Origin of the sequence: Pseudomonas sp. AF03-9 (assembly GCF_020515815.1) — a bacterium.
GTDB lineage: Bacteria > Pseudomonadota > Gammaproteobacteria > Pseudomonadales > Pseudomonadaceae > Aquipseudomonas.
Window position 1 is genome coordinate 1 of record NZ_JAHPJF010000039.1, and the last position, 11,850, is coordinate 11,850.

At 63.8% G+C, this 11,850-nt stretch carries 10 protein-coding genes; 2 read left to right on the forward strand and 8 right to left on the reverse strand.

The features are described 5' to 3' along the window. Positions 1 to 124 precede the first annotated feature (124 nt). From LIY36_RS27265 to LIY36_RS27300, 8 genes are all read right to left on the reverse strand, one after another. A complete protein-coding gene (locus LIY36_RS27265; protein ID WP_226457811.1) occupies positions 125 to 1,300 on the reverse strand; it encodes an ABC transporter substrate-binding protein in 1,176 nt (391 codons plus the stop codon). Then, positions 1,297 to 2,271: a CobW family GTP-binding protein gene (locus LIY36_RS27270; protein WP_226457812.1), complete on the reverse strand. Its 975-nt coding sequence runs from the start codon at positions 2,269 to 2,271 to the stop codon at positions 1,297 to 1,299. The genes LIY36_RS27265 and LIY36_RS27270 overlap by 4 nt, the downstream gene beginning before the upstream one ends. Positions 2,272 to 2,300: 29 nt before the next feature. Further along, positions 2,301 to 2,594: a hypothetical protein gene (locus LIY36_RS27275; RefSeq protein WP_192297415.1), complete on the reverse strand. Its 294-nt coding sequence runs from the start codon at positions 2,592 to 2,594 to the stop codon at positions 2,301 to 2,303. A 13-nt stretch (positions 2,595 to 2,607) separates the two neighbouring features. Further along, positions 2,608 to 3,357: an SDR family NAD(P)-dependent oxidoreductase gene (locus LIY36_RS27280; RefSeq protein WP_226457813.1), complete on the reverse strand. Its 750-nt coding sequence runs from the start codon at positions 3,355 to 3,357 to the stop codon at positions 2,608 to 2,610. Positions 3,358 to 3,494: 137 nt separating this feature from the next. Then, positions 3,495 to 4,256, reverse strand: coding sequence for an SDR family NAD(P)-dependent oxidoreductase (locus tag LIY36_RS27285; RefSeq protein WP_226457814.1), 762 nt, complete (start codon positions 4,254 to 4,256; stop codon positions 3,495 to 3,497). 10 nt (positions 4,257 to 4,266) lie between these two features. Next, positions 4,267 to 5,607: an MFS transporter gene (locus tag LIY36_RS27290; RefSeq protein WP_226457815.1), complete on the reverse strand. Its 1,341-nt coding sequence runs from the start codon at positions 5,605 to 5,607 to the stop codon at positions 4,267 to 4,269. Positions 5,608 to 5,625: 18 nt separating this feature from the next. Beyond that, the gene (locus LIY36_RS27295; protein WP_003234086.1) at positions 5,626 to 6,504 is read right to left on the reverse strand and encodes a polysaccharide deacetylase family protein; all 879 of its coding nucleotides are present in this window, start codon (positions 6,502 to 6,504) and stop codon (positions 5,626 to 5,628) included. A gap of 11 nt (positions 6,505 to 6,515) precedes the next feature. Further along, positions 6,516 to 7,838 carry an amidase gene (locus LIY36_RS27300; RefSeq protein ID WP_226457816.1) on the reverse strand — a complete coding sequence of 441 codons (1,323 nt, stop codon included), beginning with the start codon at positions 7,836 to 7,838 and terminating at the stop codon, positions 6,516 to 6,518. Positions 7,839 to 8,174: 336 nt separating this feature from the next. On the opposite strand from LIY36_RS27300, the gene LIY36_RS27305 reads away from it, so the two are divergent. Next, positions 8,175 to 9,164: a GntR family transcriptional regulator gene (locus LIY36_RS27305; protein ID WP_226457817.1), complete on the forward strand. Its 990-nt coding sequence runs from the start codon at positions 8,175 to 8,177 to the stop codon at positions 9,162 to 9,164. Between the two features lie 146 nt (positions 9,165 to 9,310). Beyond that, positions 9,311 to 11,734: an endopeptidase La gene (gene lon, locus LIY36_RS27310; protein ID WP_226457818.1), complete on the forward strand. Its 2,424-nt coding sequence runs from the start codon at positions 9,311 to 9,313 to the stop codon at positions 11,732 to 11,734. Positions 11,735 to 11,850: the final 116 nt, after the last annotated feature.

An 11,850-nucleotide genomic window follows, 5' to 3' on the forward strand; every position in this document is an offset into this window, starting at 1 on the left:
TGGCGCAGCCGCCCCAAATAGTCCGCCGCGGTGTTTCAGCAAGATCGAGGTGTCAGGGTTTAGGGCGGCTTCGCCACCCAGCGCGGGACAAGCCCGCTCACTACAGGTGCGGGCGCGCATGAGGTCACAGGGTGCGGGCGCGCATGAAGTCGCCCCAGCGCCGCACCAAGTAGTTGTGCTCGTCCATCACCGAGTTCCACACCGCGATATGCCCCATGCGCTGCTCGTAGGAGCCGCCATCGCGCACTTCACCGATGTCGATCAGCGGCAGGCCATCGCTGCCGAGCAATTCTTCCCGGGCCGGTTGGCCGGCGTACCAGTAATCCCACTCAGCGCTGCTCAGGTGATCACGACTGCGGGCCGGGTTGCCGATGTAGTAACCCTGGCGCGCCATCACTGCGCCGGGCCAGCCGGACAGCCACCAATTGAGGTAGGCGTAGGCCGCATCCAGCACCGGGCCCCGGGCATGCCGTGACAACGACAGGCCGCCGAACCAGGCGCGATAGCCCTCGCGCGGTACCGCTAGGCGGTATTTCACCCCGGCGCGGTGCAGGCGCATCAGGGTCGGTGACCATAGGCTCTGGATGTCGATACTTGGGCTGAGCATCAGTTGGGCAGCCTCTTCGTCGTCCGACCAGAACGCGGCGAAGTGGCCTTCCTTCTGTTTGCGCACCAGGATAGTGGCGAGCACGTCGATCTCTTCGATGCTCATGTTGCCGATGTCCTTGAACTGTGCCAGACCCGCGCCCTGCACCGCCAATGCCGCGTCCAGTGCGCCGATGGCCGCGTCGCTTTGCAGCGCGGTGCGTGCGCTCCAGGCCGGGTCGAGCAGCCAGCCCCAGCTTTCGTTGCGGTGGCAAAAGCCTTCGGGCAGCCGTTCGGGGCGGTAGGCGAAACTGTCGGCGTTGTGGGTCAGGGGCAGCATGCTGATGCGTTCGGTGACGGTGCTGCCGAGGCTGCCGTCGTGCTGCACGAACAGGCGCTCACTGGGCACGCTGCCGCTGCCGAGGCGGTCATCCGGCGACAGCCGGCCGCGCTTGGGCAGGTCGTTGATTTCGTGCCACAGCGCGATGCGCCGCGTGTCGATGGGCTGGATCGCCCGCGCCGGCCACACGAAGTCGACGTTGTGGAACCACTGGTCGTACAGGTCGTAGCTGTCGGGCTGCATCACCGCGATGCGCTGGGCCTGTTCGACGTCGTGCACCTGATAGACCAGGCGAATGCCCAGTTCCTGCTCGGCGCGCACGCGCAGGCATTCCAGCAAGGTCACGGAGGTGCCGAGCACCCGCAAGGTGATCATTGGGCGAACCGCCGCGAGAACACTTCAAAGGAACGGCGCAGCAGCGCCGGGTCGAGGCCGCGCAGGATAAACACCAGGCGCGACTGGCGCTCGTCGCCCGGCCAGGCAGGCAAATGCACCGGGGCATGCAGGCAGTGCTGCACGCCATGAATGACGATGGGGGCGTGGCTGGCGTTCACGTTGAGCAGTCCTTTGACCCGGAGGATTCGTTCGCCATGGCATCTTAACAGCATCGACAGCCACACCCCGAAACCGACCCAATCCAACGGCTGCTCGAAGGTCAGGCAGCACACCTGCGCGGCGCCGTGGGTGGCGCTGACGGGTTGGTGCAGTTGCCAGCGGCCGACCTCTACGGCGGGCTCGGCACTGCGCAGGCCTTCGCCGAGCAGCAATTGGTCGCCGCTGTGGATCTCGTGGGTGTTGAGGATGGGCGTGCCGGCATTCAGCGCCTGCAAGTGCGCGCGCAGTGGGCCACTGTCACCGGCCACATCGGTCTTGCTCAGCAGCAAGCGATCCGCCGCCGCGACCTGGGCCAGCCATTCCGGGTGCAGGCGCTCTTGCAGCGCGGCGTGGCTGGCGTCGACCAAGGTGATCACCAGGCCGATATGAAAACGCCCGCGCAGTTGCACGTCATTGTTCAAAGTGGCCAGGATCGGCGCTGGATCGGCCAGGCCGGTGGTCTCCAGGATCACCCGCTTGAACGCCGGGATTTCACCACGTTCGCGGCGTTGCAGCAGGCCCAGCAGCGCGTCTTTCAACTCGCCGCGAATCGAACAGCACACGCAGCCGCTGGGCAGCAGCACCGTGTCCGGCGCGACTGCTTCGACTAGCAGATGGTCGATGCCGACATCGCCGAATTCATTGATCAGCAGCGCGGTGTCGCCAAGGCTTTCACCTTGCAGCAGGCGCTTGAGCAAGGTGGTCTTGCCGCTGCCGAGGAAACCGGTGATGACGTTCAGCGCGATACTCATGGTCGTTTCCCTCGCCACAGCGGGCGGGTTTAGTGTTCAAGATGGTCGAGCAATTTTGGATCGAGCGGGTCCAGCGCACGGCCGAGCATGGTTTCGGCAGCCTGCCACAGTTGATCCAGGCCGCTGGCCAGTTCCTGCTTGCCCGTGGCGCCGAGCAACAGGTACGAGGCGCCCTGGAAGTCTTCGACCTTGAGCCGGAACACCGCCAGCACCTGGTTGATCGCCGCGATCCGGCGCAGGCGCTCGCGGCGCCTGGGCAACTCGTCGCCCAGGGGGTCGCTCCAGTGCAGGTCTTCGCCGAGCAGCCCGCAGAGTCCGCACATGGCTACACCTCGCTCATGGCATGACGTCGCCGGAGTTCGGGCCGAGGGTCTGGCCGACAAACAGGTTGCCGCCCGGCTCGCTGGCCAGCAGCACCGCGGTGGGCGCGACTTCGTCGGCCAGGCCGAAGCGGCCCTGGGGCAGTTCCTTGGCCTTGGCGCGCTTCCAGTCGTCGCTGATGCCGCCCACCAGCGGCGTTTCAATCGGGCCAGGGGCGATGGTGTTGACCAACACGTTGTCCTTGGCCACTTCCAGCGCCAGGGACTTGGTAAAGCCGATCACCCCGGCCTTGGCGGCCGCATAGTGGGTCAGCTCGGCACCGCCCTTGATGCCCAGTTGCGAGGCGACGTTGATGATCCGCCCCCAACGCTGCGCGAGCATGTGCGGCAAGGCACGCTGGCTGGCGACAAACACGCTGGTAAGGTCGACGCGCAGCATGTCGTTCCACATCTCGATGGTCAGGTCGACACAACGCGCCTGGGTGAGCATGCCGGCGTTGTTGACCAGGATGTCGATGCCGCCAAACTGTTCGACGCACTTGTCGACGCTGGCCTGGGCACCTTCGACGGTGCCGACGTCGGCCAGGCATTCGACCACTTCGGCGCCGAGGTTGCGGCAGGTGATCGCGGTTTCGGCGAGGCTCGCCGCGTTGCGGTCGGCCAGCACCAGGCGTGCGCCTTCGATGGCATAGGCGCGGGCGATGGCAGCACCGATGCCGCTGCCGGCGCCGGTGATCACGGCACGGCGGTTAATGAGTTGCTGCATATACAAATCCCCTTAAGCTCACACAGATCCCGTGTGGGAGCGGGCTTGCTCGCGAATGCGGTGTGTCAGTCACAGTTGATTTATCTGAACCACCGCTTTCGCGAGCAAGCCCGCTCCCACATTTGGACCCAGTACATTCAGTCTGGCCAGCGTACGGTCAGGCCGCCGTCGATGACGATGCTTTGCCCGGTCAGGTAGCTCGACGCCTCACTGGTCAAGAACTGCACCAGCGACGCCACTTCATCCGCCCGCCCTACCCGCCCCAGCGGGATCGCCCGCGCGGCTTTCGCCAGGCCTTCGGGCCCCAGGGAGTTCTTCGCGTCCAACGACTGCGGCGTCTCGATCAACCCCGGAATCACCGCATTGCAACGAATGCCCTGGGCTGCCAACTCCACCGCCAGCGAGCGGCACAGCCCCGGCACGCCGGCCTTGGCTGCGGCGTAATGGCTGTGTTCCTGCCAGCCGTACACGCCGCCAGCAATCGACGAAATCGCCACCAGCGCACCGCCTTCGCCCATGTGCCGGACTGCGGCGCGGAAAGTGCGCATCACCCCCGTCAGGTCGACATTGAGCATCTCGTCCCACAGCGCATCGGTCATTTCCAGCAGCGGTGCGCGGCGCAGCAAACCCGCGTTGGCCACCGCGTAATCGAGGCGACCGAAGTGCTCCACGGCTTGCGCGGCCAGAGCGTCGACCGAGGCGGTATCGCCCACGTCCAGCGGCAACATCAGGCACTCGCCACCGGCTTGTTGCACCAGGGCTACGGTGGTTTGCGGGTCATGGGGATCGGCCGGGTAATACCCGCCGACCACCGCCACACCGACCCGCGCATAGGCCACGGCGAGGGCTTGGCCGATGCCGCTGGCGGCACCGGTAATCAAGGCAACTTTACGGTTCATCAAAAACTCCTTACTGAACGGTTTCCGGACGCACATGGCGCGCGGCAAACATCAACACACCGGACAGGAAGCACGGCACCGCACCGAACCACAGCGCGGCGGTTTGCCAGTCGCTGCCGGCGGCCAGCACTTGGGTCGCGCCGAAACCTGCGACCACGGCACCAATCGGGCCCATGGCATGGATGATCGCGCCGCCGGTGGCGCGGATGCTGGTGGGGAAACTCTCGCTGATAAAAAACAGTGCCGCCGAGTACGGGCCGATCAGGAAGAACAGGCCCAGGCTGTACAGCCCGACCACCATCGCCATGTTGCTCGGGCCGAACAGCATGCCGGCGAACGACAGCCCGCCGAGCATCCAGCCCAGGCCGATGACGTTGCGACGGCCGATCTTGTCGCCCATCCAACCGTGGCTGAGGTAACCGCAGTAACCCACCAGGTTCGAGAGCACGAGGATGATCAGCGAGTTTTCGAACGAGATGTGGTGCACGCTGACAATCACCGACGTACCCAGCACGCTGAACACCTGGATCGCGGCCCAGTTGAGCAACAGCGCGGCACCGATCACCAGGGTGGCACGACGGGCCGGGCCACGGAACGCGGCCTTGAGGCCGGCCTTGCCGTGTTCGTCGTAGTCCACGCCGTAGGTGACGGCGACGTTTTGCGCTTCAGTCACCGCGCCGCTTTTGCGCAGTTGGCTGATGCGTTCGTGGATCTGGAACTGCGGGCTCTCCTTGAGCTTGCGCGCCATGATCGCGATGACGATGGCCGGGATCGCGGCAAAGATAAAGCAACCCTGCCAGCCGATGATCGGCAGCAACAGTGCGGTCAAACCGGCGGCGATCAACGCACCGACCGGCCAGCCGCCTTGCACCAGGCTGTAGATGAAGCCACGGCGCTTGGTCAGGCGCGGATCTTCCGAGGCGCCGTACAGCTCGCTCAGGTAGGTGGCGTTGACGGTTTCCTCGGCATAGCCCAGGCCGCCCAACGAACGGATCAGTATCAGCGGCGACTTGCCCCACGCACCACCGATCGCAGTCAGCGCCGAACACAGCGCGGAACCCGCCACGGTGAAGATAATGCCTTTGCGCCGGCCCAACTTGTCGACCACCGGCCCAATAGCAAACGCCACCACCGCCGTGCCCACCGCGACCCAGGTCGCGATTTGCGCTTGCTCCACTTCCCCCCAGCCGAAGTGCCGGCCGATTTCCGGCAGCAAGGTGCCGAAGAGGATGAAGTCATACACCGCAAACACCCAGGCGAAAAACGCGATCCAGGTCGCGAAGCGCACTTCCTTGGAGGTCAGTTGCCGGGGTTTCCAGCCAGTCAGGTCAAGCTTGTTATAGATGGACATGGGTCGCGCCTCAGGGGGTCAGGTACGGGGTTGGCGGCGGATGAAGTCGTCGGCGATTTCGTCAAAGGTGACGAAGCGCACGCCGGCATGGCTCTGGATGTGTTCGATCAGGCGCTCGAGCATCAGCAGCACTTGCGGGCGGCCGGACACGTCGGGGTGGATGGTCATGGTGAACACCGCGTGTTCGTGTTCGCGGTAGACCCAGTCGAACTGGTCGCGCCACATTTCTTCGAGGTGACGCGGGTTGACGAAGCCGTGGCTGTTGGGGGCTTTCTTGATGAACATCATCGGCGGCAGGTCGTCGAGGTACCAGTTGGCCGGGATCTCCACCAGGTCGGTTTCCTCGCCGCGCACCAGGGGCTTCATCCAGGTGTCGGGGTGCTGGCTGTAGTCGATCTTGGTCCAGCTGTCGCCCTTGCGCACGTAGTAGGGATGGAAGTCGTTGTGCATCAGGCTGTGGTCGTACTTGATGCCTTTTTTCAGCAGCAGCTCGTTGGTGACCTTGCTGAACTCCCACCACGGGGCGACGTAGCCAGTGGGGCGTTTGCCGGTGACTTGGGTGATCAGTTCGATGGATTTATCGAGGACGATTTCTTCCTGCTCGGCAGTCATGGCGATGGGGTTTTCGTGGCTGTAGCCGTGCACGCCGATTTCGTGGCCGGCGTCGGCCACGGCCTTCATCTGCTCGGGGAAGGTTTCCATCGAGTGACCGGGGATAAACCAGGTGGTGCGAAGGCCGTAGCGTTCGAACAGTTTGAGCAGGCGTGGCGCGCCGATTTCTCCGGCGAACAGACCACGGGAAATGTCGTCCGGCGAGTCTTCACCGCCGTAGGAACCGAGCCAGCCGGCGACGGCGTCAACGTCGACGCCAAATGCACAAAGGATGTCTTTAGCCATGGTGTGTCTCCTTAAATAGTCAGTACGGATTCGACGGACAACGCCGCGCGCAACAAGCGCGCGTCTTCCCCCGTCGGGGCGCTGAGCAGCAGCCCGGTGGGCAGGCCCAGGGCATCGCGGCCGCTGGGCAGGGTCACGCCGGGCATGTCCAGGAAACTGCCGGGCATGGTCAGGCGCAGGGTGGCGAGGTTGGTTTGGATGAACAGGTCGTCGTCGGCTTCCAGCGGTGCCAGGGGCGGCGCGACGTGGGCGACGGTCGGGGTGATCAGGAGGGCGCCGTCGAGGTCGTCGGCCAGTTGCTGTTGCAGGCGACGGCGGGCTTCGGTCAGGTGCAGCAATTGGCTGGCGGGCAAGCCGCGGGCAGCTTCGAGGCGGCGCCGTACGCGGGGGTCGAGGTGCGCGGCGTCGGGGCTGTCGAGCAACGCTTCGTGCAGGGCGAAGGCTTCGAAGGAGCCCAGCCAGCCGTGATCCCGGATCAGCTGCAAGGTGGCCTGGAACGCCTGGCATTCACGTTCTTCGATCAGCGCACCGGCGGCTTTGAGTCGCTGCACGGCGTGCAGCAGGTTGTTGCGCACCGCGGGTTCGGCGTCCTGTTGCGCCAGCACCAGGCGCAGGCCCTTGAGGCTGCGGGCGCTGTGGGTCTGGCGGCGGCCGTGGAGCAGATCGTCGATGGCCAGCGCATCGCGCACGCTGCGGGTCAGTGGCCCGAGGCTGTCGAGGGTGCGTGACAACGGGAATACGCCGTCGCGACTGTAGCGTCGGCTGCTGCTGCGGTAGCCCACCAGGCCATTCAACGCGGCGGGAATGCGGATCGAACCGGCGGTGTCGGTGCCCATGGCAATCGGCACGATCCCGGCCGCGACGGCGACCGCCGAACCCGATGAAGAACCGCCGGGAATGCGGGCTTGATCGCTGCTGCTCGGGTTGTGCGGCGTACCGAAATGCGGGTTGAGGCCCAGCCCGGAATAGGCCAGTTCGCTGAGGTTGGTCTTGCCCACGCTGACCATCCCGGCGCGGCACAACAGGCCGACACAGGGCGCATCAAGCGCGGCGGCGGGAGCGTTGCGCCGGTAGGCGGCACCGGCGGTGGTGACGCTGCCGGCCACGTCGAACAGGTCTTTCCAGGCCAATGGCACGCCGTCGAACACGCTCAATGGCTGACCGGCCCGCCACCGTGCGGCAGAGGCTTGGGCCTCACGCCGGGCACGCTCGGCGCTCACCGAGATAAATACGCTGGGGGCCATGTTCGCGTGCATCAGTGCTTGCTCGAGCACCTGCACCGGGTCGTTGCGACCGCTGGCGAAATCCTCGGCCATGGACGTGGCGTCTGACATCAAGATGACCCTCTAAAACGTACATATTAATAAAATGTACATTTTACAAAGGCAGCTTTCGTGCCAGTCTGCGTCCGGGACGCATCGTGCAAGTAGGGAATTTCGCCCAGAGCTGCGGGATAGATGCTTTCGCTTGGCGGAAAAAAATCTTGCTGGAACGCCGAATAGCGCCTTCAATGAAATAATGTATCTTTTATTAATAAGTACATTTTGGTGCAGAAAAGTAACATCCCTACATTCAAGGCCCCAAAAAAGTGCCATCGCCGTGGCGCAGGGTGACAGGCGCAAGTTATGAGAGAATCCCCGGCCACCGTCCTACATGCCCCAGGGAAAGCAATGAAAGCAGCGTCCGCCTCGGCCTCCCGTTACGCGATGATTCACCAGGTGTTGCGTGACGCGATCGTCAACGGCACGGCCCGCCATGGCCTGGTGTTACTGGAAGCGCCGCTGGCCGAACTGTTCGGCACCAGCCGCGTGCCGGTGCGCAAGGCATTGGACCTGCTGCATGACGAAGGCTTGATCTGCCGCTTCAACGGCCGGGGTTATCTGATCAACCCCGAGGGCCTGGCGCTGGAGCCGTTGCGCCTGCCCTTGAGCCATGCGCACCTGGGCCTGAACGGTGAAGATGAGCTGGTGGACACGCGGCCGCTGGGCGAACGCATCGTCGAGGAAATCGGCGCGGCGTTGTCCACCTGCATTGCCTTCGGCCATTACCGCCTGGACGAACAAGCCGCGGCTGACCATTACGGCGTCAGCCGTGCGGTGGTACGTGAGGCACTGATGCGTTTGCGCGACCGTGGCCTGGTGGAAAAAGAGCCTTACTCCCAGTGGCTGGCCGGGCCGTTGACCGCGCGGGAAGTCACCGAAGACTACGAACTGCGCGCGTGCCTGGAGCCCGAAGCCTTGCGCCAAAGCGCACCGGGGCTGGATCGCGAGACACTGGAAGCGATGTTGCAGCGGGTGCTGGATGCGCAGGAAAGCCCGCAATGCAGCCTGCAAGCCATCGAACAGATCGAAGAGGATCTGCATCAACGCTGCCTGGCCGGCTTGCAGAACCGCAAGATCGCCGCACTGATCCGCCAGGGGCAGAGCCCGATGATCATCAGCCGGATTTTTTACCGGTTGCTGGGCATCGGCGCGGACCCGGCGATGTTGGCCGAACATCGGTTGATTCTGGAGTTGTTGTTGCATGGCGCGTTTGATGCGGCGGCGCTCAACCTGCGCGAGCATCTTCAGCGCGCCAGGCAGCGGATGTTGCAGCGCCTCAAGGTGTTGTCGGTGCTACCAGAGCAACCCCTGCCCTCCTACCTGCACAAAATCAGCTGACTAAACGCAATTTAAACTGTGGGAGCTGGCTTGCCTGCTCCCACAGGGCAGAAATACTGTGCAATATGTTGCTATCTCGCCCCCACCATTGAAACCACCGCAACCCCGCCCCATCTAACCTGCATACTTAATGACGCAGGTGCCCCATGAGCGACCAGCAAGAATTCCCCGAATACGATCTAAACGACTACGCCGATCCCGAAAACGCGCAATCCCCTTCGTCCAACACCGGCCTGGCGCTGCCTGGGCAGAACCTGCCGGACAAGGTCTATATCATCCCGATCCACAACCGCCCGTTCTTCCCGGCGCAAGTGCTGCCGGTGATTGTCAACGAAGAGCCGTGGGCCGAGACCCTGGAGTTGGTGAGCAAATCCGACCACCACAACCTCGCCCTGTTCTTCATGGACACGCCGCCGGAAGACCCGCGCCATTTCGACACCTCCAGCCTGCCGCTGTACGGCACCCTGGTGAAGGTACACCACGCCAGCCGTGAGAACGGCAAGCTGCAATTTGTCGCCCAAGGCCTGACCCGTGTGCGCATCAAGACCTGGCTCAAGCACCATCGTCCGCCGTACCTGGTGGAAGTGGAGTACCCGCACCAGCCGTCCGAGCCGACCGACGAGGTCAAGGCCTACGGCATGGCGCTGATCAATGCGATCAAGGAACTGCTGCCGCTCAACCCGCTGTACAGCGAAGAGTTGAAGAACTACCTCAACCGCTTCAGCCCCAACGACCCGTCGCCGCTTACCGACTTCGCCGCCGCGCTGACTTCGGCCACCGGTAACGAGTTGCAGGAAGTGCTGGACTGCGTGCCCATGCTCAAGCGCATGGAGAAAGTGTTGCCGATGCTACGCAAAGAGGTGGAAGTCGCACGCCTGCAAAAGGAAATTTCCGCCGAGGTGAACCGCAATATCGGTGAGCACCAGCGCGAGTTTTTCCTCAAGGAACAACTCAAGGTCATCCAGCAGGAGTTGGGTTTGACCAAGGACGATCGCAGCGCCGACGTCGAACAATTCGAGCAACGCCTAGAAGGCAAGGTGCTGCCGCCCCAGGCGCAGAAACGCATCGATGAAGAACTGAACAAACTGTCGATCCTGGAAACCGGCTCGCCGGAATACGCGGTCACGCGCAACTACCTGGACTGGGCCACTGCGGTGCCGTGGGGCGTATACGGCAAGGACAAGCTCGACCTGAAACACGCACGCAAGGTGCTGGACAAACACCATGCCGGCCTGGATGACATCAAGAGCCGCATCCTCGAATTCCTCGCGGTGGGTGCCTATAAAGGTGAAGTCGCCGGCTCCATCGTGCTGTTGGTAGGCCCGCCGGGTGTGGGCAAGACCAGCGTGGGTAAATCCATCGCCGAATCCCTAGGGCGGCCGTTCTACCGCTTCAGCGTCGGCGGCATGCGCGACGAAGCCGAGATCAAGGGCCACCGCCGCACCTACATCGGCGCCCTGCCCGGCAAGCTGGTGCAGGCACTCAAGGATGTGGAGGTGATGAACCCGGTGATCATGCTCGACGAGATCGACAAGATGGGCCAGAGCTTCCAGGGCGACCCGGCGTCGGCCTTGCTGGAAACGCTCGACCCGGAACAGAACATCGAATTTCTCGACCACTACCTGGACCTGCGCCTGGACCTGTCCAAAGTGCTGTTCGTGTGCACCGCCAACACCCTCGACTCGATCCCCGGCCCGCTGCTGGACCGCATGGAAGTGATTCGCCTGTCGGGCTATATCACCGAAGAAAAGGTCGCCATCGCCAAGCGCCACCTGTGGCCCAAACAGCTGGAAAAAGCCGGCGTGGCGAAAAACAGCCTGACCATCAGCGACGGCGCCCTGCGCGCCTTGATCGACGGTTACGCCCGCGAAGCCGGGGTGCGCCAGTTGGAGAAACAGCTGGGCAAACTGGTGCGCAAGGCGGTGGTCAAGCTGCTGGATGAGCCGGACTCGGTGATCAAGATCGGCACCAAGGACCTGGAACGCTCCCTGGGGATACCGGTGTTCCGCAATGAGCAGGTACTGTCCGGCACCGGGGTGATCACCGGCCTGGCCTGGACCAGCATGGGCGGCGCCACATTGCCGATCGAGGCGACGCGCATCCATACGCTCAATCGCGGCTTCAAGCTCACCGGGCAGTTGGGTGAAGTGATGAAGGAGTCCGCCGAAATCGCCTACAGCTACATCAGCTCGAACCTGAAGTCGTTTGGCGGTGATCCGAATTTCTTCGACGAAGCCTTCGTGCACTTGCACGTGCCGGAAGGCGCCACGCCAAAAGACGGCCCGAGCGCCGGCGTGACCATGGCCAGTGCATTGCTGTCGCTGGCGCGCAACCAGCCGCCGAAAAAAGGCGTGGCCATGACTGGCGAGCTGACGTTGACCGGGCACGTACTACCGATTGGCGGCGTGCGTGAGAAGGTGATTGCGGCTCGGCGCCAGAAGATTCATGAACTGATTTTGCCGGAGCCGAACCGTGGCAGCTTTGAGGAGTTGCCGGAGTACCTCAAGGAAGGCATGACGGTGCACTTCGCCAAGCGCTTCGCTGACGTCGCCAAAGTACTCTTCCAATAACACGGTAGTGAGCGGGCTTGCCCGCGCTGGGCGGCGCAGCCGCCCCAAACCCAGGCACCTCGGTCTTGCTGGAACACCGCAGCGGCCTGGTTGGGGCGGCTTCGCCACCCGGCGCG

Bases quoted from the DNA above. Each gene is read 5' to 3' on its own strand.
- LIY36_RS27270 (WP_226457812.1), bottom strand. From the start codon at position 2,271: ATGAGTATCGCGCTGAACGTCATCACCGGTTTCCTCGGCAGCGGCAAG.
- LIY36_RS27265 (WP_226457811.1), bottom strand. From the start codon at position 1,300: ATGATCACCTTGCGGGTGCTCGGCACCTCCGTGACCTTGCTGGAATGC.
- LIY36_RS27300 (WP_226457816.1), bottom strand. From the start codon at position 7,838: ATGTCAGACGCCACGTCCATGGCCGAGGATTTCGCCAGCGGTCGCAAC.
- lon (WP_226457818.1), top strand. From the start codon at position 9,311: ATGAGCGACCAGCAAGAATTCCCCGAATACGATCTAAACGACTACGCC.
- LIY36_RS27285 (WP_226457814.1), bottom strand. From the start codon at position 4,256: ATGAACCGTAAAGTTGCCTTGATTACCGGTGCCGCCAGCGGCATCGGC.
- LIY36_RS27295 (WP_003234086.1), bottom strand. From the start codon at position 6,504: ATGGCTAAAGACATCCTTTGTGCATTTGGCGTCGACGTTGACGCCGTC.
- LIY36_RS27305 (WP_226457817.1), top strand. From the start codon at position 8,175: ATGAAAGCAGCGTCCGCCTCGGCCTCCCGTTACGCGATGATTCACCAG.
- LIY36_RS27280 (WP_226457813.1), bottom strand. From the start codon at position 3,357: ATGCAGCAACTCATTAACCGCCGTGCCGTGATCACCGGCGCCGGCAGC.
- LIY36_RS27290 (WP_226457815.1), bottom strand. From the start codon at position 5,607: ATGTCCATCTATAACAAGCTTGACCTGACTGGCTGGAAACCCCGGCAA.
- LIY36_RS27275 (WP_192297415.1), bottom strand. From the start codon at position 2,594: ATGTGCGGACTCTGCGGGCTGCTCGGCGAAGACCTGCACTGGAGCGAC.